Annotated in this window: 18 protein-coding genes; 11 read left to right on the top strand and 7 right to left on the bottom strand. The window is 66.6% G+C overall.

The genetic code is table 11. From position 1 onward, the window contains the following. Positions 1–97: 97 nt before the first annotated feature. From B3K53_RS04425 to B3K53_RS04405, 5 genes are all read left to right on the top strand, one after another. Positions 98–3,523: a response regulator gene (locus B3K53_RS04425; protein WP_292082889.1), complete on the top strand. Its 3,426-nt coding sequence runs from the start codon at positions 98–100 to the stop codon at positions 3,521–3,523. Beyond that, positions 3,520–4,356: a CheR family methyltransferase gene (locus B3K53_RS04420; protein WP_292082888.1), complete on the top strand. Its 837-nt coding sequence runs from the start codon at positions 3,520–3,522 to the stop codon at positions 4,354–4,356. Before B3K53_RS04425 ends, B3K53_RS04420 begins: the two co-directional genes overlap by 4 nt. Continuing rightward, the gene (locus tag B3K53_RS04415) at positions 4,353–4,928 is read left to right on the top strand and encodes a chemotaxis protein CheB (protein ID WP_292082887.1); all 576 of its coding nucleotides are present in this window, start codon (positions 4,353–4,355) and stop codon (positions 4,926–4,928) included. Before B3K53_RS04420 ends, B3K53_RS04415 begins: the two co-directional genes overlap by 4 nt. Continuing rightward, positions 4,925–6,064: a hybrid sensor histidine kinase/response regulator gene (locus B3K53_RS04410; RefSeq protein WP_292082886.1), complete on the top strand. Its 1,140-nt coding sequence runs from the start codon at positions 4,925–4,927 to the stop codon at positions 6,062–6,064. Before B3K53_RS04415 ends, B3K53_RS04410 begins: the two co-directional genes overlap by 4 nt. A gap of 113 nt (positions 6,065–6,177) precedes the next feature. Beyond that, positions 6,178–6,840, top strand: a complete 663-nt coding sequence (locus B3K53_RS04405) for a hemerythrin domain-containing protein (protein ID WP_292082885.1) — start codon at positions 6,178–6,180, stop codon at positions 6,838–6,840. Positions 6,841–6,882: 42 nt separating this feature from the next. On the opposite strand, the gene pdeM is transcribed toward B3K53_RS04405, so the two are convergent. Together pdeM and B3K53_RS04395 are read right to left on the bottom strand one after the other, a co-directional pair. After that, positions 6,883–7,602: a ligase-associated DNA damage response endonuclease PdeM gene (gene pdeM / locus B3K53_RS04400; protein WP_292082884.1), complete on the bottom strand. Its 720-nt coding sequence runs from the start codon at positions 7,600–7,602 to the stop codon at positions 6,883–6,885. Beyond that, positions 7,599–10,061, bottom strand: coding sequence for a ligase-associated DNA damage response DEXH box helicase (locus B3K53_RS04395; protein WP_292082883.1), 2,463 nt, complete (start codon positions 10,059–10,061; stop codon positions 7,599–7,601). The genes pdeM and B3K53_RS04395 overlap by 4 nt, the downstream gene beginning before the upstream one ends. Before the next feature lie 72 nt (positions 10,062–10,133). Between B3K53_RS04395 and B3K53_RS04390 the strand changes: the two genes are divergently transcribed. The 3 genes from B3K53_RS04390 to B3K53_RS04380 all read left to right on the top strand — a co-directional run bounded on the left by B3K53_RS04390 (position 10,134) and on the right by B3K53_RS04380 (position 12,097). After that, the gene (locus B3K53_RS04390) at positions 10,134–11,348 is read left to right on the top strand and encodes an NAD(P)/FAD-dependent oxidoreductase (RefSeq protein WP_292082882.1); all 1,215 of its coding nucleotides are present in this window, start codon (positions 10,134–10,136) and stop codon (positions 11,346–11,348) included. A gap of 73 nt (positions 11,349–11,421) precedes the next feature. After that, positions 11,422–11,688 carry a SemiSWEET family sugar transporter gene (locus tag B3K53_RS04385; protein WP_409515769.1) on the top strand — a complete coding sequence of 89 codons (267 nt, stop codon included), beginning with the start codon at positions 11,422–11,424 and terminating at the stop codon, positions 11,686–11,688. A 217-nt stretch (positions 11,689–11,905) separates the two neighbouring features. Then, positions 11,906–12,097 (top strand): DUF3008 family protein, encoded by a 192-nt coding sequence (locus B3K53_RS04380; RefSeq protein ID WP_105562386.1) that lies wholly within the window; start codon positions 11,906–11,908, stop codon positions 12,095–12,097. A gap of 247 nt (positions 12,098–12,344) precedes the next feature. Here the strand turns inward: B3K53_RS04380 and B3K53_RS04370 are convergent, their stop codons facing one another. Then, positions 12,345–13,967 carry a cisplatin damage response ATP-dependent DNA ligase gene (locus B3K53_RS04370; RefSeq protein WP_292082880.1) on the bottom strand — a complete coding sequence of 541 codons (1,623 nt, stop codon included), beginning with the start codon at positions 13,965–13,967 and terminating at the stop codon, positions 12,345–12,347. Then, a complete protein-coding gene (locus tag B3K53_RS04365) occupies positions 13,967–14,986 on the bottom strand; it encodes a ligase-associated DNA damage response exonuclease (protein ID WP_292082879.1) in 1,020 nt (339 codons plus the stop codon). The genes B3K53_RS04370 and B3K53_RS04365 overlap by 1 nt, the downstream gene beginning before the upstream one ends. Positions 14,987–15,190: 204 nt before the next feature. Here B3K53_RS04365 and B3K53_RS04360 point away from each other — a divergent pair, with 204 nt between their 5' ends. After that, positions 15,191–16,084, top strand: a complete 894-nt coding sequence (locus B3K53_RS04360; protein WP_292082878.1) for an SDR family oxidoreductase — start codon at positions 15,191–15,193, stop codon at positions 16,082–16,084. A gap of 17 nt (positions 16,085–16,101) precedes the next feature. Here B3K53_RS04360 and map read toward each other — a convergent pair whose 3' ends face one another. From map to B3K53_RS04345, 3 genes are all read right to left on the bottom strand, one after another. Beyond that, complete coding sequence (gene map / locus B3K53_RS04355; protein ID WP_292082876.1) at positions 16,102–16,872, bottom strand: type I methionyl aminopeptidase; 771 nt, start codon at positions 16,870–16,872, stop codon at positions 16,102–16,104. Then, positions 16,869–17,081 (bottom strand): ParD-like family protein, encoded by a 213-nt coding sequence (locus B3K53_RS04350; protein ID WP_292082875.1) that lies wholly within the window; start codon positions 17,079–17,081, stop codon positions 16,869–16,871. Before B3K53_RS04350 ends, map begins: the two co-directional genes overlap by 4 nt. A 96-nt stretch (positions 17,082–17,177) precedes the next feature. Beyond that, positions 17,178–17,312 (bottom strand): hypothetical protein, encoded by a 135-nt coding sequence (locus B3K53_RS04345; protein WP_292082874.1) that lies wholly within the window; start codon positions 17,310–17,312, stop codon positions 17,178–17,180. A gap of 37 nt (positions 17,313–17,349) precedes the next feature. Here B3K53_RS04345 and B3K53_RS04340 point away from each other — a divergent pair, with 37 nt between their 5' ends. Further along, entirely contained in the window at positions 17,350–18,591 is a 1,242-nt protein-coding gene (locus B3K53_RS04340; protein WP_292082873.1) for a putative DNA modification/repair radical SAM protein, read from the top strand. Next, complete coding sequence (locus tag B3K53_RS04335) at positions 18,591–20,036, top strand: UdgX family uracil-DNA binding protein (protein WP_292082872.1); 1,446 nt, start codon at positions 18,591–18,593, stop codon at positions 20,034–20,036. The genes B3K53_RS04340 and B3K53_RS04335 overlap by 1 nt, the downstream gene beginning before the upstream one ends. Positions 20,037–20,220 lie beyond the last annotated feature (184 nt).

The following is a 20,220-nucleotide window of genomic DNA, read 5'->3' as shown; positions in this document are numbered from 1 at the left end:
TCGACCCCGCCGAGAAAAACCAGCACAGGTTATTGCGTTGAGCGCTCCGCCCTCTACGCAGGGACGCTCCCGTCGCTCACCCGAGGTCAGACTGCTGATGATGTTGTTCCGTCGCCCGCCCGCGGGCTCGAAGACCGAAGCCTGGTCCGGAGCAGGACTGGCCCTGGTCCTGGCCTTCTTTCTGGCGACAAGCGGCGTGGCCTGGCTCAACGTCCAGGTGCTGAGGGCGAATAATCAGCAGATCATTCACACCCATCAGGTGATCGTCGCCGTCGACGACCTCCTGTCGACGGTTCAGGACGCCGAGACAGGCCAGCGCGGCTATCTGCTGACGGGCAACCCCCTCTACCTTCAACCCTACGACATGGCCGCGGCCGCCGTGGAACGCCGTCTGGAGGAGGTGGCGCGCCTGACCCGGGACAACCCGGTGCAGCAGGCCCACCTGAGTCAGGTCCGCAGACATGTCGAAGCCAAGATGACCGAGCTGGACGCCACCATCCAGGCGCGTCGCAGCGAGGGTCTGCAGGCCGCCGTGTCCAGGATGAGCACGGATCGCGGCAAGGCGGAGATGGACGCCATCCGGAGCGAGGTGAATCTGATGAGGCAGGAGGAGCAGAAGCTCCGCCTCGCACGCCTCCAGGAGATGGACGCCGCCTATCGCACAGCCCTGGTCAGCGGCGTCCTGTCCGGGCTCCTTGGCGCGGCCCTGACCTTGGGCGTCTACGTCCTTATCCGGCGCAGCGCCCGTCAGAAGGCCCGCCAGGAGTGGATTCACAAGGGCCAGGTCGGGCTGGCGGACGCCATGATGGGCGATCAATCCGTAGAACAGCTGGCGGAAAGCATTCTGGCCTATCTGGCGCGCTACGCCGATGTTCAGGCCGCCGCCCTCTTCAAGGGCGAGGGCGGCGTATTCCGGCGCGTCGCGGCCCTCGGCGTTCCCGCTGATGCGCCTGTCCCGGAGCGTTTCGGCCCCCGCGAGGGCCTGTTGGGGCAGGTCGCCGCCGAAGGGTGCGCCCTGACGGTGCCCGAGGTGCCGGAGAACTACCTGACGATCGGCTCGGCGCTGGGACGCTCCAAGCCCCGGCACCTCGTCATCGCCCCGGCCCGCGCTGACGGCGAGATCAACGCTGTTCTCGAACTGGGTTTCCTTCGTCTTCCCGACGAGCGTCTCCTCGCGCTCCTGGAGGAAGCCGCGCCGCTGATCGGCACGGGATTGAGATCGGCACGCTACCGGGCCCGGTTGCAGGACATGCTGGAAGAGACCCAGCGCCAGTCCGAAGAACTTCAGGTCCAGAGCGAAGAGCTACGGGTCTCCAATGAGGAGCTGGAGGAGCAGGGGCGGGCCCTCAAGGAATCCCAGGTGCGTCTGGAACAGCAGCAGGCTGAACTGGAGCAGACCAACAGCCAGCTCGAAGAACAGGCCCAGGTGCTGGAAACCCAGCGCGATGATCTGGAGCGTGGATCGGCCGCCCTGGAGCTCAAGGCCCGGGAGCTGGAGCAGGCCAGCCAGTACAAGTCCGACTTCCTCGCCAACATGTCCCATGAGCTGCGCACCCCGCTCAATTCGCTGCTGATCCTGTCGAAGCTCCTGGCCGACAATCCCGACGAGACCCTGTCGGAGGACCAGGTCAAATACGCGCGCACCATCCAGTCTTCGGGCAATGACCTGCTGACCCTGATCAATGACATTCTCGATCTGTCGAAGATCGAGGCCGGCCATATCCAGGCCCGTCCGGAAGCGGTCTCCCTGCAGCGCCTCGGAGACGATATCCGCCAGATGTTCCAGCCGGTGGCCGACGATCGCGGCCTCGCCTTCGAGATCGACCTGGGATCGGGCGATGACGGGGTTGAGACGGATCGCCAAAGGCTTGAGCAGATTCTGAAGAACCTTCTGTCGAACGCCTTCAAGTTCACCGAGAAGGGCAAAGTGAGGCTTTCGGTCACGGACGCCGGACCGGACGAGGTGGCCTTCGCGGTCTCGGATACGGGCATCGGCATCGCCCCGGAGCAGCAGAACAGCGTGTTCGAAGCCTTCCAGCAGGCGGACGGCACCATCAGCCGCCGCTACGGCGGGACCGGCCTGGGCCTGTCCATCTCGCGCGAACTGGCGCGTTTGCTCGGCGGCCGCATTGGTCTGGAAAGCCGGGCCGGCGAAGGCAGCGTCTTCACCCTGATCCTTCCTCGAACCTATGACGCCGCGCGCGTGGCGCCGCGCGAAGCGCCCTCCGGCGCGAAGGCTCCGGCCCCAACGGTCCGGGGGCCAGCGCCTCTTGCGGCGGAAGCGGCGACACTCGCCCGGGCCCTGGACGATGATCGTGATCACCTGGCCGGGACACGTCGCCTGCTTCTGGTCGTCGAGGACGACGACCGTTTCGCCGCCATTGTCCGGGACCTGTCACGGGAGCTGGGATTCCAGTGCATTCTGGCGGGCACGGCCCAGGAGGCTCTCAAGCTCGCCAAGCGCTATCGACCCAACGCCGTCGTGCTGGACATCGGCCTGCCGGACCAGTCCGGCCTCACCGTGCTCGACGTGCTCAAGCGCGACGACGACACCCGCCATATTCCCATCCATGTCGTCTCCGCCGATGATCACAGCCAGACGGCCCTGTCGTTGGGGGCAGTCGGCTATGTGGTGAAGCCAGTGGGGCGCGAGGCGCTCGCCGAGGTGCTGCGATCGCTCGAGGAGAAGCTCACGCGAACCGTGCGGCGCGTCCTTATCGTCGAGGACGACGTGGTTCAGCGCGAAGCGGTCAGCGAGCTGCTGGAATCGGGTGATGTCGAGACGGTGGGCGTCGGCACGGCCGCGGAGTGCCTGGAGCAACTCAAGAGCCAGACCTTTGACTGCATGGTCCTCGACCTGACCCTGCCGGACGCGTCCGGCTTCTCCCTTCTGGAGACCCTCAGCCGCGAGGGCGGGCAGGGCTATCCGCCGGTCATCGTCTACACCGGTCGCGATTTGTCGCCAGAACACGAACAGCAGCTTCGTCGCTATTCCAACTCCATCATCATCAAGGGCGCCAAGTCGCCTGAACGGCTCCTCGACGAGGTTTCCCTCTTCCTTCACCAGGTGGTCTCGGAGCTGCGCCCTGAGCAGCAGAAGATGATCCGCAAGGCCCGCCATCGCGACGCCGTGCTGGAAGGACGGCGGATCCTCATTGTCGAGGACGATGTGCGCAACATCTACTCCCTGACCAATGTTCTGGAGCCGCGCGGCGCCCGCATCGAGATCGCGCGCAACGGCAAGGAGGCGATCGAGCGCCTGGAGCGGTCTGCTGAAGATGCCGAGCAGGCGATCGATTTGGTCCTGATGGACGTCATGATGCCCGTCATGGACGGCCTGACCGCCACGCGCGAACTGCGGAAGGATCCGCGCTGGCGCGACCTGCCTGTTCTGATGCTGACGGCCAAGGCCATGCCCGACGATCAGGAGCGCTGCATCGCAGCGGGGGCGAATGACTACATGGCCAAGCCTCTGGACGTGGACAAGCTGCTCTCTCTCGTGCGCGTCTGGATGCCCCGTTGAGTCCGGTCGCACCCCATGAGGTGGAGGACATAGAGATCCAGCTGCTGCTGGAGGCCCTGTTCCAGCGCTACCATTACGACTTCCGTCACTATGCGCGGGCTTCGATCAAGCGCCGCCTGCTCCAGGCGCGCACCCATTTCGGCCTGCCCAGCCTGACGGCTCTGCAGGAGCGGGTTCTGCATGATCCGGAGATGCTGCCGCGGCTGCTGGGTTTCCTGACGGTCCAGGTCAGCGAGATGTTCCGGGACCCGGCCTATTTCCGGGCCCTGCGCGAACAGGTGCTGCCGCACCTGCGGACCTATCCGTCCCTGAAGGTGTGGATCGCGGGGTGCAGCGCCGGCGAAGAGGTCTATTCGCTCGCCATCCTGTTTCGGGAGGAAGGTCTTTTCGAACGGACGATGTTCTACGCCACGGACATCAATCCCGATGCGCTGCGGGCGGCGGAGGCGGGGGTCTATTCTCTGGATCGCATCCGCAAATTCACCGAAAACCACCAGAAGTCGGGCGGTCGAACCTCGCTGTCGGACTACTACACCGCCGACTACGGGCGAGCGGTCTTCGACAAGTCCCTGCGGGCCAATGTCGTCTTCTCGGACCATAGCCTGGTATCGGACGCGGTCTTCGGCGAGATGCAGCTGATCTCCTGCCGCAATGTGATGATCTACTTTGATCGTCCGCTACAGGACCGCGCCGTCGGCCTGTTCAAGGATTCCCTGGCGCGCGGTGGCTTTCTGGGGATCGGCTCCAAGGAGAGCTTGCGCTTCTCGCGGCACGTCGGCGCCTTTGCCGACTTCGTGCCGGAAGAGAAGATCTATCGCAGGCGCGAGCCATGAACCCCCATCCCGCCCGCGCTGTCGTGATCGGCGCCTCGGCCGGAGGCGTGCAGGCGCTGCTCGCCATCCTGCCGTCGCTTCCCGCCGACTTCGCCCTGCCGATCCTGGTGGTCCTGCACGTGCCAGCCGACCGGAGCAATGTGCTGGCGCCCCTGTTTGCGTCCAAATGCGCGCTCACGGTGAAGGAGGCCGAGGACAAGGAGCCCGTGGAGCCAGGCGTGGTCTATTTCGCCCCTTCCGACTATCACCTCCTGGTCGAGGCTGACGGCGCTCTGGCCCTCTCGTCCGACGAGCTGGTCAACTACTCCCGGCCTTCCATCGACGTCCTCTTCGAAAGCGCCGCGGACGCCTACGGAGCCGGTCTGGTCGGTCTGGTTCTGACGGGGGCCAACGAAGACGGGGCGGCGGGGTTGAAGGCGGTCGCCGCCGCCGGCGGTCTGGCCTTGGTCGAAGACCCGGCCTCCGCCCATGCCCGCCCCATGCCGGAGGCCGCACTGCGCGCCTGTCCGGTCGCACAAGTAATGCCGCTCGCGCGCATTCTCGAAGTTCTGAAAGGTCTAGGCCAAGCATGACGCGCCCTGACAAGCCGATCCATCTCCTTCTCGTCGACGATCTCGAGGAGAACCTCCTGGCCCTGGAGGCCCTGCTGAAGCGCGACGGCGTGGTTTGTCTCAAGGCCAGGTCCGGCGACGAGGCGCTGGAGCTCCTGCTGGTTCATGACGTCGCCCTTGCCCTGGTCGATGTCCAGATGCCGGGGATGGACGGGTTCCAGCTCGCGGAGTTCATGCGCGGCAACGCCAATGCGCGTCACGTTCCGATCATTTTCGTCACCGCCGGCAGCGCCGATCAGCAGCGACGCTTCAGGGGCTACGAGGCCGGAGCGGTGGACTTCATCCAGAAGCCCGTCGAAACGGACATCCTGAAGAGCAAGGCGAACGTCTTCATCGAGCTCTACCGCCAGAGACAGGAGATTCTGTCGCATCGGGATGAGCTCAAGGCCTATGCGGCGGCCCTCAGCGCCGCGGACCGGCGCAAGAACGACTTCATCGCCATGCTCGGACACGAGCTGCGCAATCCCGTCATGGCCTTCCGGGCAGGGCTGCAGTTGCTCGAGCGGCAGCAGGATCCGGAAAAGAGCGCTCAGATCCACACCCGAATGGAGGTCCAGGCCCACCATTTGGCGCGGCTGATCGAGGATCTGCTGGACGTCGCCCGCATAGACCAGGGCAAGATCTCGCTTCAGCGTGAGCGGGTGACCGTGCAGAGCATCATCGACTCGGCGGTGGACACCAGTCGTCCCAAGATCGATGCCGGGCGCCATGACCTGACGGTGTACGTCCCGGGTGCGCCGATCTGGCTCGACGGCGACTTCACCCGCCTGTCCCAGGTGGTGAGCAACCTGCTGACCAATGCGGCCAAGTACACGCCGTCGGAGGGGCGGATCGAGGTGTCGGCCAACCGGGTCGAGGACCGCGTGCGGATTGATGTCGCCGATAACGGAGTCGGCGTGCCTCAGGATATGCAGGTCCGGGTCTTCGACCTCTTCACACAGTCCAAAGGGCCGGACGACAGGTCGCGTGAAGGCCTGGGCATAGGCCTCGCCCTGGTTCGCCAACTGGTCGAAATGCATGAGGGCGCCGTTGAACTCGAGAGCGCCGGGGCGGGGGCAGGGAGCCGGTTCACGGTCTGGTTCCCGGTTGTCGCCTAGGCAGACTCTGCCGGCTTTCGGACACTCGGGAACCGGCTGATCGCCGAAAGGTTCGTACTGCGAATGTAGAGCTTGTCGACCTCCGGGGCGGCGGCTCCAGTCAGGAGCAGGGTATGCGGAAATTGGTCTTGGAGAGCGAGCGACGGGCGAAAGCCGGTGGAAAAGAGCCGCGGGCGGAAAAGCGGTTGCAGCCTGTGGCGCCCCGGAAGGCCAAGGCTGACGCCGTAGCCAAGGCGCGGGTTGTAGCGCCTGACCTCGCCGCGCGGATCGGCAGCACCCCCGCCACCAAATTCAGGGGGGATCCCGACATCTTCGGTCGGCTGGTCGAGGACCACGATCGCCATCGCGCGCTCCTGGCCATGCTTGAGGAGACGAAGGGGAAGTCTCCTGATCGCGAGCGCCTCTTTGTTGAACTGGTCCATGAACTGAAGGCGCACGCCGCCGCAGAAGAGCAGGCGCTCTGGTCCAGCGTGCTGCGAAACCCGGCCACGACGGACTTCGCCCGCCACGCCGTCGCCGAACACAAGGAAATCGATGATCTCCTGGCGGACCTGGCCGCGCGGGACATGGCGTCGCCCGGATGGATCCGCCGTTTCGCCGCCCTGCGCGAAGAATACCTGCATCACATCCGCGAGGAGGAGCAGGAGCAGTTTGTCGCCGCTGAAGAGGTCTTGAGCCTTGCGGATCGCCGCTTCATGCGCACCGTCTTCAACAGGCGCAAGCAGGAAGAGAAGGCGGCCGCCGAGGTAGAGAAGAAGATCCGCCTCAAGGCCTGACGGTAATCTAGGGGGCGTCGCCGCGTGACGTCGGGGAGGCGGTCAGCCGGGCAGCGACCTCTGATCGGGTCGCATCTTCTCAAAGGAGACCGCCGCAACGCGCCGCGCCAGGAGGTAGCCTGTGGGCGGAAGGCGAAAAAGCCCGGAGAAGGCGAGATCGCGCAGGTTGAGCCCGCCGGCATAGGCGCCGAAGGCCGGCAGGATCAGGCGGCTCCCGTCCGAAGCAAAGCAGGGGCGGCGAACCGAGCCTGCGGGGCCCTTTACGCGTGCGCAGGGATGTAGGTGTCCCGCGACCTCGGCCTCCACGGGCCCGGGCGTGGGTTCGTGGCGAAGCGAAAGACCCGCGACCTCGAACAGGTCCGCTGTTTCGCCGCCCAGGTCGCCTGCGCCTTCGGGGTCGTGATTGCCGACGACCCAGATCAGCCTGACCCTTTCCGCCAGGGCCCTGAGACGTGCGCGCTCGTCCGAGACGAGACGTGTCGGCGCTCCACGGTCGTGGAGGGTGTCGCCAAGCAGGACGACGGTTCGGGGGGCGAGGGTCGCCACCTCGCGCTCCAGGCGGTTCAGGGTTTCGCGCGTGTCGTAGGGCGGAAGGAGCTGTCCGCGGGCGGCGTAGGCGGATCCCTTTTCGAGATGAAGGTCGGCGACCACCAGGGTACGCTCCGCCGGCAACCAGAGGGCGCCGGACACCCGAAACACCACATCGGTTCCGGCCAGGCGCGTTGCGAAGGCGCCGTCGTCCGCCAGGCTTGAGACGGTCAAGACATGGCCTCGTCAATCAGGGCGGCGTCCTCCAGCATCATGTCTGCGGCGGTGGTCCCAGGCGCACGCTCCGTGCCGATCTCCATCAGCAGGGGCACGGCGAAGGGGGAAACATGCTGGAGCCGCTCAACCCTGATCCGGCCCGAGATGCGGGTGAGAAACTCCCCCAGGCGCGCCAGGTCGAGAAGTCCGCGCGCCGCATCCTCGCGCGCGCAGGACAGGAGCAGATGGTCCGGATCGTGTCGGCGCAGGGTGTCGTAGATCAGATCGGCGGAGAAGGTGACCTGCCGTCCGTTCTTCTCATGGCCGGGGATGCGGCGCTCGATCAGGCCGCTGATCAGCGCACATTCCTTGAAGGCGCGTCTCACCATGAAACTCTCATCCAGCCAGGCTTCAAGATCGTCCCCCAGCATGTCCTGCTGGAACAGGGCGTCGAAATCGAGGCTTTCCATCGGCCGCAGGGACCAGACGCAAAGCGCATAGTCGTTGGCGAGGTAGCCGATCGGCCCGACCCCGGCCCGGTCCAGTCGGCGGGTCACCAGCATGGCCAGGGTGGCGTGGGCCAGCCGGCCCTCGAACGGATAGCAGACCATGTAGTGCCGTTTGCCCCGGCTGAAGGTCTCGACCAGGAGATCATCCTCACCGGGCAGGCTGGAATGCGACTGCTGGGCGAACAACCATTCGCAGACGTCGGGCGGTAGCCGGGACCATGACGCCTGGTCGCTGATCATCCGCCGGACACGCTTGGCCAGGAAGGTGGAAAGCGCAAATCTGGAGCCGCCCCAGCTGGGAACCTTGGGCTGTTTCTCGTCCGAGCGGGTGACGATCGCGTCCGTCGCCCGAACCCCCTCGAAACGCCAGATCTCGCCGGCGAAGAGGAAGCTGTCGCCCGGGGTCAGCTGTTCGAAATACCACTCCTCGGCCTGGCCGATCTTGCGCCCGGCGCCGCGTCGACCCGCAAGCCGGATGTTGAGGGTCTGCGCCGTGACGATGACGCCGACATTCATCCGGTGCCGTCGTGCAGTCTCCTCATTGAGGACGCGCCAGCGGCCATCGGAATTGCGTATGATCCTTCGGAAGCGATCATAGCTTCTGAGCGCATAGCCGCCTGTCGACACGAAATCGACGACCTGCTCGAAGGCCTCCCAGGAAAGTCCCGCATAGGGCGCGGCCCGGCGCACCTCCTCATAGAGGTCAGCAAGGTCGAAGGGCTCCGAACAGGCGCAGCCCATGATGTGCTGCGCGAGGACGTCTCTCGCTCCGATCCGGGGCGGATCGCCGTCGAGGGCGTTTTCGGCCACCGCCTCCGCCGCCGCCTGGCACTCCAGCATCTCGAACCGGCTGGCGGGAACCAGGATAGCGCGGGAGGCCTCGTCCAGCCTGTGGTTGGCGCGTCCGATCCTTTGCACCAGCCGCGAGGCGCCCTTGGGCGCCGCAAGCTGGATGACCAGATCAACGGCGCCCCAGTCGATGCCCAGATCCAGCGTCGAGGTGCAGACCACCGCTCTCAGTTCATGGCGCGACATCGCCGCCTCGACCTTGCGGCGTTGCTCGGCTGAAAGGCTGCCGTGATGCAGAGCGATCGGCAGGTTGTCGTCATTGAGCCGCCATAGCTCCTGGAAGGCGAATTCGGCCTGCCAGCGGGTGTTGACGAAGACCAGGGTCGTGCGCGCCGTCTTCAGGGTCTCATAGACCTCCGCCATGGCGTGCCGGGCGGTGTGACCGGCCCAGGGGACCCGGTTCTGCGACAACAGAACCTCGAGCCGGGGCGGCGCGCCGGCCTGGCCAAGGACGATGTCGTCGCCTCGGTCCGACAGCCAGCGTCTGACGCGGGCCGGATCGTCCACGGTCGCCGACAGACCGACGCAGCGGACGCCAGGCGCAAAAGTCCTCAGCCGCGCCAGCCCCAACGACAGCAGGTCCCCTCGCTTGGATCCATGGATGGCGTGGATTTCGTCGATGATCACGCATTCCAGATCCTGGAAATAGTCGCGCGCGCCCTTCCAGGCGCAGAACAGGGCCAGCTGTTCGGGCGTGGTCAGCAGAATGTCCGGGGGTGACGTCCTCTGACGCTGGCGGCGGGCCTGGCCGGTGTCGCCCGTGCGCGACTCCACGAGGATGGGGAGATCCATGTCCCTGACCGGGGTCAGGAGGTTCCGTTCGACATCGACCGCCAGGGCCTTGAGGGGGGAGATGTAGAGGGTGTGAAGGGTCTTGCGGCCTTTGCGCGGGCCGCGTTCGGCCAGCTGCAGCAGGCTGGGCAAGAAGCCGGCGAGGGTCTTGCCGCCGCCTGTCGGCGCCACGAGCAGGACATCGGCGCCGGCCTTCGCTTTCTCGATCATGTCCAACTGGTGGGGGCGCAGCGTCCAGCCGCGATCCACGAACCAGTCGCGAAAGGGTGCAGGAAGCTGGCGTGTCGGATCCAGGGCAGACGTCGTGATCCGATGAGGCTTGGCCATGGTTTGAGCAACCCTCGACGGGAGCGCGCGTTCCCCGAAGCGGAGACGCAGGCTGTGCATGTCGGGGGTTGAATGGCGAGGCTGACCCAGAAACGCGACCTGAGGAGCGGTCGATCTCTTTGGGCCGACAGCCCGTTTACAGGGACGTCGGTTCGTCCTCTGAAGCAGGCCGTTTCGGTTGATGTCGCCGTCGTCGGCGCCGGGATCAGCGGCGCCCTGATGGCGCATGAGCTATCGCGCGACCACAGGCTGGCCGTCCTTGATCGCAGGGCGCCCCTGATGGGATCGACCATCGCCTCGACAGCGCTCCTGCAATGGGAGATCGATCTTCCACTGGAGGCGCTTGCGAGACGCATAGGCCGACCGAAGGCGCAGCGGGCCTATCTGCGCTCGCGGCGCGCGGTCGACGACCTGAAACAGCTCATCGTCCAGGAGGGTATCCGTTGCGGCTACCGCGATCGCGACGCCCTCTATCTTGCCGGTGACGCCTATGGCCGCAGAGCCCTCGAAAGCGAGGCCGCAGCGAGGGCCGACGCCGGGTTGGAGAGCCGTTTTCTGCCGGCGGCGGAGGTTCTTGATCGGTTCGGGATCGACCGAACCGGCGCTATCCTCAGCGGCGGATCGGCCAGCGCCGATCCTGCTCAACTGACCGCGGGACTTCTGAGGCGCGCCCAGGCCCGGGGGGCAAGGCTCTTCTCACCGGTGGATGTGATCGAAGCCGTGTCGGATCCTGACGGGGTGACCCTGGTAACCAGCGCCGGTTTCGCTGTACGGGCTTCAGCGGCGGTCTTCTGTTGCGGTTATGAACGTCCCAAGGGCGTGACTGCGCCTGACTCCAGGGTGGTCTCGACCTGGGCGCTCGCGTCAAAGCCGGGATTCTCCGGTCCAGCCTGGCTGCGAGACACCCTCGTCTGGGAGGGATCAGACCCCTACCTCTACATGCGCACGAGCAACGACGGGCGATTGATCGTCGGCGGCGAGGATGAGGATTCGCCCACCGCCCACGCCAGCCAAGCGCTTCTGAAACGCAAGACAGCGCGCATCCTGGCCAAGCTTAAACACCTGCTTCCCGAGGTCGTGCTGGAGGTCGGCTACGCCTGGGCCGGAGCCTTCGGCGAGAGCGCCACCGGCCTGCCCCATATCGCGCCTGTCCCCGGAATGGCCCATGCCTGGAGCGTCATGGGCTTTGGGGGCAACGGCATCACCTCCTCGGTGATCGCCAGCCAGATCGTGGCGGCCTGGGTGAGGGGAGAGACTGACCCGGACGCGGACCTCTATCGTCCCTGACAGGGAGCCCGCGGGCGTCCTTGGCGTTAGGCCAACTCACTGCGGCCGGACCGGTCGAGTTCGGGACTGACCTATGATCTCCATGGCCGATGTGGTGGGCGTCGCCGCCGCCCTGTGCTCCGTCAGCAGTTTCGCGCCCCAGATCTACAAGATCTGGAAGGAGCGCGACGCCTCCAGCGTCTCGCTCAAGACCTACGCCCTGACCGTGAGCTGCTTTATTCTATGGGTGTGTTACGGCCTGCTGACCGACGCATGGCCCGTGACGCTCGCCCACGGCTGCGCCCTTGTCATGGCCAGCGGCGTCCTGCTGATGAAGTGGCGCTTTGAACGGAAGGCATAGGGACCGCCAAACGCACCGGATTGATCGAGGTCGCGCGGCGGCTCGCGGCCTTCTGTTCGGTACAGGACTCTTCGGTCGTTAGGCGGCCGTGGCGCGACCGCGATCTCGCGTCAGCGCAGTCCCTGAGGAACCCGGGTTTCGGGGGCGGGTTGAACGAAGGCGTCTGACCGGCCTTTCGCTCGATCCGGCGATGACCCGATATCAGGGAGATTTCGACATGCCCGCCAAATCCGCAGCCCAGCAGAAGGCGGCTGGGGCCGCCCTGGCCGCAAAACGGGGCGATGCGCCGAAAAGCAAGCTTCGGGGCGCCTCGAAGTCCATGGAGGAAAGCATGACCCGCAAGGAGTTGGAGGAGATGGCTTCAACCCCACGCAAGGGCAAGCCGGAGCACACGGGCAAGTCGGCGTGATCCCTGGTTCCTTTGTCCTCTTCGCACACCTGGGAGACGCCTGATGACTCAACCGGATAGACCTGCCGAACGCACCGGCCGCGAGGCCGAAAATGAGAATCTGCGCCCGCCGGACCGGGCCGGACAGCCGCCGCGGCCGGCGACCGAACCCAGGGGCTCCAAGGCCTCCGGGCTATCGACCGAAACGCGTACGGATCCGGGCTCGGGCGAGCCCAATCCCCGACACAGGGACAGCCGCTAGCCGAAGTCAGGGTGCGGGCGAGGGCGCATCAAGCATGGCTTCCAGCGTATGCAGCTCGTCCGCCTCCCTGGCCGGCTTGTCCCAGCGGATGCGGCTGATGCGGGGAAATCTCATGGCGACGCCGGACTTGTGGCGTTTGGACCTTTGCAGGCCCTCGAAGGCGACCTCGAGCACTAGTCCGAACTCGCGCGTCGCCGTGACGGAGCGGACGGGACCGAAACGCTCGACCGTGTGCTCGCGCACGAACCTGTCGAGCTGTTTCAGCTCTTCGTCGGTGAAGCCGAAATAGGCCTTGCCGACGGGGGTGAGCACATGGACGCCGTCGGCGTCCTGGGTCCAGACCCCGAAGGTGTAGTCGGAGTAGAAGCTGGAGCGCTTGCCGTGACCGCGCTGGGCGTACATCAGGACGGCGTCGATCAGACGCGGATCGCGCTTCCACTTGAACCAGGGCCCTCTGGGACGGCCGGCTTCATAGACGCTGTCGAGCCGCTTCAGCATCAGCCCCTCCGCCGACTGCGGATCGCCCGGCGGCGGCTCGGCGCGACGGGCCGCCAGGTCTTCCCAGGTCCGGAAGGGCACGAGGGGCGACAGGTCGATGCGGTCAGAGCTGATCTGGGCGACGAAACCTTCCAGGCGCTTGCGGCGCTCGGCGAAGGGCAGGGCGCGCAGGTCTTCCCCGTCGGCGGCCAGAAGGTCGTAGGCGCGCACGCCCGCCGGGTGGCTGATCATCAGCCTGGCGTCCGCCGTCTTGCGGTTCAGCCTTTGCTGCAGGTCGCCGAAGGGAGCGACCCGACCCTCGCGCAGCACCAGAAGCTCGCCGTCGATGACCCCCTCGTAGGCCAGGGCGGCCACGACATCGGGAAAGGCTCCGGACACATCCTCGCCGGTGCGGCTGTAGAGGCGTTTGACGCCCCCTTCGCTGACTGCCTGAACGCGGATGCCGTCCCACTTCCATTCGGCGGCGTATTCGCCGGGCTCCAGCCTGGGCAGGTCGACGGCTTCGTCGATCGGCTGGGCCAGCATGACCGGGCGAAAGCGGCCGTGCGCCATGGCCGAGGGGCGCTCGGTCCTGCCGTCCAGCCAGGCCAGAAGGTCGGCATAGGGCGGGGGCTGGGCGTGCCAGACTTCCTGTATGTCGGCGACCTCGACCCCGCCGAAGTCCGCCGCCGCCTGCCAGGCCAGTCGCGCCGAGACGCCGACGCGCAAGCCCCCGGTCACCAGCTTCAGCAGGGCCCAGCGCCCGTCGGCGTCAAGGGCGTCCAGCCAGGCTTCCAGCAGGGCCTGAACCTCGACCCGTTTGGCGGTGTTCAGCGTGTCGATCACCTCGGACAGTTCCGGCTCCCGGTTGGCGCCGTGACGCGCAGGCCAGATCAGGGCGACGGTCTCCGCCAGGTCGCCGACATAGTCGTAGGACAGGCGGAAGAGCTCGGGGTCGACCCGCCCCTCGACGACCTGACGAATGACAGCCGGCTTGGCGGCGGTGAAGGAGAGGGCGCCCGTCAGGGCAGCCAGCGCCCAGCCCCTGTCGGGATCGGGGGCGTCGGCCAGGTGGTCGCGGATCAGCCGCAGCTTGGCGTTGCGCGAGGCGGTAAAGGACAGCCGGTCCAGCAGGGCGGCGAAGGCGCGCATCAGTCGTCGTCCTCGTCTTCATAGCCGACCAGATGCAGGGCGCGCGCCTTCAGCCCCTGGAGTTCAGCCCAGCGCCGCAGGGCGTCGTCGCGGCCGTGGGTGATCCAGATTTCCTGCGGCGACAGCTCGGTCAGGGTGGCGGTCAGCTCGTCCCAGTCGGCGTGGTCGGAGAGGATCAGCGGCAGCTCGACGCCGCGCTGGCGCACCCGCGCCCGGACGCTCATCCAGCCCGAGGCGAAGGCCGTGACAGGCTCGGGGAAACGTCGGCTCCAGCGGTCGGCGATGGCGGAGGGCGGAGCGACGACGATGCGCCCGGCTAAGTCGGCCTTTGATCCCGTGGCCGGGGCCAGCGGTCCCAGATCGACGCCGAAATGCTCGTACAGCCGGTTCAGCCTTTCCAGGGCGCCGTGGACATAGATGGTCTCGTCATAGCCCGCCTCGCGCAGCAGACGGATGACGCGCTGCGCCTTGCCCAGGGCGTAGGCGCCGACCAGATGGGCGCGCTCCGGGAACTGCTGGACCGAGCGCAGCAGCCTTCCGATCTCCTGGGCGTCGGGAGGATGGCGAAAGACCGGCAGGCCGAACGTCGCCTCGGTAATGAAGACGTCGCTCGGCACGGGCTCGAAGGCGGCGCAGGTGGGATCGCGACGGCGCTTGTAGTCGCCCGAGGCGGTGACGGTCAGGCCGCCCTGACGGACGGTCGCCTGGGCCGAGCCCAGAACATGTCCGGCCGGGGCCAGGGAGACCTCCACGCCGCCGACCTTGAGCCGCTCGCCATAGGCCAGGGCCTGGGTGCGCCCGGCGAAGTCCGCGCCATAGCGCTCGCCCATGATGGCCAGGGTCTCGACCGTGGCCAGGACGGCGCCATGTCCCGCGCGGGCGTGATCCGCATGACCATGGGTGATGACGGCCCGGTCCACCGGGCGCGGCGGGTCGATGTAGAAGTCGCCTCCCGGGCACCACAGGCCGGCGGGGGTGGGCTGGAGGACCGAGGCGAAACCTTGATTGGGCGAGGGCATGCGCTTTCAGGCGTCTCCAGGTGAAGGCCGTCGCCCGGCGGCGGCAAGCGCGCCGTGGGACGGCAAGGGAGAACGCGGCGGGCTCGCCAGCGTTGCGAGGGTCGGGTCGGCGGCCGGGTGGAACGTCGCGAGGGACGAGGACATTAGATCGGCGTCCCCCGCGCCGCCCCTGGCCGGGGCCAAGCACCAAAACGAGGAAGACCCATGCCCGATCGCCTCGCCATGCAGGATCCGCGCAGCCAGTATCCCCGACCGCCCTTTCCCCGTCAGCCCCAGGCTGAACCCGGCCTGGCGGGCCGGATGATCCCGCGGCCCGACCACGGAGAGGACAGCTATGTCGGACATGGCCGTCTGAAAGGGCGCCGGGCCCTGATCACGGGCGGTGATTCCGGCATCGGGCGGGCGACGGCGATCGCGTTTGCCCGAGAAGGTGCGGACGTGGCCATCGGCTACCTGCCGTCCGAGGAGGCGGACGCCGCAGAGGTGGTCGCCCTGATCGAGAAGGCCGGGGTTAAGGCCCTGGGCCTGGCCGGCGACGTCAGTGACGAAGCGTGGAACAGGACCATGACGGCCCGCGTCGTCGAGGCGTTCGGCGGCCTGGACATCCTGGTCGTCAACGCCGGCCACCAGCAGTACCGCGAGGATATATCAGAGGTCTCGACGGCGGATTTCGACGCCACGATGAAGACCAACCTCTACGCCTTGCACTGGATTTGTCAGGCCGCAGCGCCTCATCTGCCGCCGGGCGCGGCCATCATCACCACCGCCTCGATCCAGGCTTATGAGCCGTCGGACATCCTGTTGGATTATGCGACCACCAAGGCCGGGATCGTCGCCTACACCAAGGCCCTGGCCAAGCAGATGATCGAAAAGGGCGTGCGCGTGAACGCCGTCGCGCCGGGCCCCTTCTGGACCGTCCTTCAGCCCAGCGGCGGTCAGCCCCAGGAGAAGGTCGAGCGGTTCGGGGCCCACAGCGCCTTCGGCCGGCCGGGGCAGCCCGTGGAGATCGCTCCGGTCTATGTCCTGCTGGCCTCCCAGGAAGCCAGCTTCGTCACCGGAGAGGTCTGGGGCGTGACCGGCGGGGCCGGGATCGGCTGACCAAAAGCCCGCCTGATCTAGGCGGCCTGCCGCCCTTCGTCCGGTCGAAGGGTCAGGACCCGGACGCCGTCGCGGGTGACGGCGACGGTGTGTTCGAACTGGGCGGACAGCTTGCCGTCGGTGGTCACGACGGTCCATCCGTCGTCCAGGGTTTCGACGGTGCGGCGGCCCTGGTTGAGCATGGGCTCGATGGTGAAGACCATGCCTTCGCGCAGTCTCATGCCGCTTCCGGGTTTGCCGAAGTGCAGGACCTGAGGCGCTTCGTGCATCTCGCGGCCAATGCCGTGGCCGCAGAAGTCGCGTACGATGGAATAGCCGTTCTTCGTCGCGTGCCGCTCAATGGCGTGGCCGATATCTCCCAGAGTGGCGCCGGGACGGACGGTGCGGATCCCTTTCCACATGGCCTCATAGGTGGTCTGGACCAGGCGTCGGGCGGGGCGGGCCACATCACCTACGAGATAGGTCTTGCTGGAATCGGCGATGAAGCCGTCCTTCTCCAGCGTGATGTCCAGATTGACGATGTCGCCGCCGCACAGGATCTCGTCGGCGGACGGCACGCCGTGGCAGACGACGTGGTTTCGCGAACTGTTGAGCACGAAGCCGTAGCCGTACTGGCCCTTGCTGGCAGGTCGAGCTTTCAGTTCATCGACGATGAAGGTCTCGACCAGGCTATCGATCTGCAGGGTGCTCATGCCTGCCAGCGTCAGGCCGTCCAGATAGGTGAAGACCGAAGCCAGCAGCCGTCCGGCCTCGGCCATCAGTTCGATCTCGGCAGGGGTCTTGGTCATGCGACGGCAGAGCCGGCCAGGTCGGCGCAGACGCCGGCCGCCTTGAGTTCGCGCGCGGCCAGTTCCTGAAAGGACAGGCCGGGGTTCAACTCGCCCAGCATGCCGATCCTGATCCAGAAGGCGGCTTGGGCGTTGATGGAGCGACAGGAGGCCTTGCTGGCCCGGCGCAACTGCTCGTGCAGTTCGTCTTCGATATTGACGATGCCCATGGGGGATTCTGAATATATGTTTCGCACATGAATCATATATCGACATGTCTTGAAGGGCAAGCGCATGCGGTGATCCGCCTGCGGGCCTCGGCCGCTTCAGACTTCAAACATGCGGTAGGGCTTGTCGCCCAGGGCGAGAGCGGCGCGGGTCTGCCAAGGGCTCTGGTCGCCGGGATCGGCGTCCTCTGGCAGACGGCTCCATTGGCCTTCTGACCCATGCTTTACGGTCACGCTGTACCTCGTCGAGAAAGGAACGTATCATGAACAAATGGCGCGTATCGAACTTCGACGAAAGCTCTCCATCCTGTCCGACGCGGCCAAGTATGACGCCTCGTGCGCATCCTCCGGCGCCCCCAGGCGCAACTCCCTCGGGGGCAAGGGCGTAGGTTCGACGGAGGGTATGGGAATCTGCCACGCCTATACGCCGGACGGGCGCTGCGTCAGCCTGCTGAAGATACTGCTGACCAACTTCTGCATCTACGATTGCGTCTACTGCATCAATCGGTCGTCCTCGAACGTCGAGCGGGCGCGGTTCACGGTCGACGAGGTGGTCGACCTGACGCTGGCCTTCTACAAGCGCAACTACATCGAGGGACTGTTCCTCTCGTCCGGCGTCGTTCGCTCGGGGGATTACACGATGGAGCAGCTGGTCGAGGTTGCACGCCGCCTGCGCGAGGATCACGACTTTCGAGGCTATATCCACCTCAAGCTGATCCCCCAGGCGGACGAACGGCTGGTGGCTTTGGCGGGACGCTACGCCGACCGTCTGTCGGCCAACATCGAGCTGCCGCGCGACGAGGCCCTGGGGCGGTTGGCGCCCGAAAAGGACGCCCGCCTGATCCGCAAGACCATGGGGCAGGTCAGGCTGAGGCTGGAAGCGGCAAGGCCCGAAAAGAGGGACCGTGCCCGCCCCCCGGCTTTTGCGCCCGCGGGCCAGTCGACCCAACTGATCGTCGGGGCGGACGGCGCGCCGGACACGGAAATCCTGGACCGCAGCGCCTCTCTCTATGGCGGTTACCGCCTGCGCCGGGTCTATTATTCGGCCTTCAGCCCCATTCCCGACAGCTCCAGCATCCTGCCGCTGTCAAAACCCCCGCTCATGCGCGAGCATCGCCTCTATCAGGCGGACTGGCTGATGCGCTTCTACGGCTTCACCGCGCCCGAGATCGGGGAGGGGGCGTCGGACGGCATGCTGGATCTGGCGGTCGATCCCAAGCTGGCCTGGGCGTTGAAGCGGCGCGACGTCTTCCCGACGGATGTCAATCTGGCGGCCCGCGAAGATCTGTTGCGCGTTCCGGGGCTGGGGGTGAAGGCGGTGGATCGCATCCTGTCGGTCCGGCGCTATCGCACCCTGCGCCTGGAGGACGTGGCGCGTCTGACGCGTTCCATAGACAAGGTGCGCCCCTGGATCGTCGCCGTGGACTGGACACCCGGAGGATTGACCGACGCGGCTGATCTTCGCGCCCGACTGGCCCCCAGCCGCGCACCGGAACAGTTGAGCCTGTTCTGATGCGCACCGTCAGGCTGGAGACTGAGACGGATTTCGCCGGATGGAAGGCGGTCGCGCGCCGGCTACGCATGGGCGGGGTCGAGCCCGCCAGCGTCCGCTTTGTCACGGCCGGTTCTTTCCAGGGCGGGCTTTTCGACGCTGACGGGGAGGCGAGCGCGGTCGCCGGGGACGACGCCTTCGTCGTCCCTCGAGCCTTCATGGAAACAGCAGGCGACCTGATCCTGCATCGCGCGCCGGATCGGTTCGACCTGATGTACCGGTTGCTGTGGCGGCTGCGGGACGAACCTGATCTGATGCGGGTGGCGTCTGATCCGGATGTCGCCGCAGCGGCCGAGCGTGTGAAGAACGTGCGCCGCGCCAGCCACAAGATGAAGGCCTTCGTCCGTTTTCGCGAGACAAGGGATGGGCAAGGCGACCGCTGGGTCGCCTGGTTCGAGCCGGCGCATCGCGTACTGGAGAAGACCGCCCCCTTCTTCGCGCGACGCTACAGCGCGATGCGGTGGACCATTCTCACGCCGGACGGGACCGCTCACTGGGAGGGGGACAGGCTCGTCTTCGGCCCGCCGGGACGACAGGAGGAGGCGCCGCAGGACGACGAGGTCGAGGACTTCTGGCGCACCTACTATGCCTCGACCTTTAATCCGGCGCGTCTGCGCACGCGCATGATGCAGTCGGAGATGCCGAAGCGGTACTGGAAGAACCTGCCCGAGGCGTCTCTGATCCCCGGACTGGTGGCCTCTGCGGCGACCCGCACCGAGGTCATGGTCTCCGAACCCTCGCCCCTTCCCAATGAGAAGTTCCGGCGCCTTCGCCCGCCGACCGTGGATCGGACGGCGACCGATGAGCTTGTCGCCTTGGAACCGGCGGACCTGGAGCGAGGCGTGCAGAACTGCCGTCGCTGCCCCCTCTGGCGGGATGCGACCCAGGGCGTTTGCGGGCAGGGAGCGCGCGAGGCGCGTCTGATGATCGTGGGCGAGCAGCCCGGCGATCATGAAGACCTGGCGGGACAACCCTTCGTCGGGCCAGCAGGTCAGGTTCTCGACGCCGCCCTGGCTGAAGCGGGCGTCCATCGCGCAGAGGTCTACCTGACCAATGCGGTCAAGCACTTCAAGCATGAGCCGCGCGGCAAGCGCCGCCTGCACAAGACGCCCGGCGCGGGCGAGGTCCAGGCCTGCCGTTGGTGGCTCGATCAGGAACGAAGACTCGTCAAACCGCGGCTCATCCTCGCCATGGGCGCGACCGCGGGCCTGGCGGTCCTGGGACGAAAGCCCTCCATCCTGTCGGAGCGGGGCGCCGTGATTGAAACCTCGGATGGCGCGCGCGTTCTGCTGACGCTCCATCCCGCCTTTGTCTTGCGTGCGCCCGATCCTGAAGCGCGTCGCCGCGCCTATGCGACACTCGTCGAAGACCTCAGGATGGCTTGGAAAGAAGCGGAGTTGGCCTGATCCGGTCCGACCTCGGCAGGGCCACGAGCAGTGACCACTAGCGTCGCTTGTCTACATTGACGGCAGGGGAGGCGTCGACGAGCGGCGCCTCCCTTGTCTCTTTAAAACTGTTTCGCATCCGGAGTGTTGGTCGCTGATTTGAAGCGCCAGCTTCACTGTGGATTTGCGGAGGCGTCGTGGGTGC

The organism is Brevundimonas sp. UBA7506, assembly GCF_002479495.1.
GTDB lineage: Bacteria > Pseudomonadota > Alphaproteobacteria > Caulobacterales > Caulobacteraceae > Brevundimonas.
Note: the sequence above shows the minus strand (reverse complement) of the source record. Positions and strands in the feature narration are given on the sequence as shown.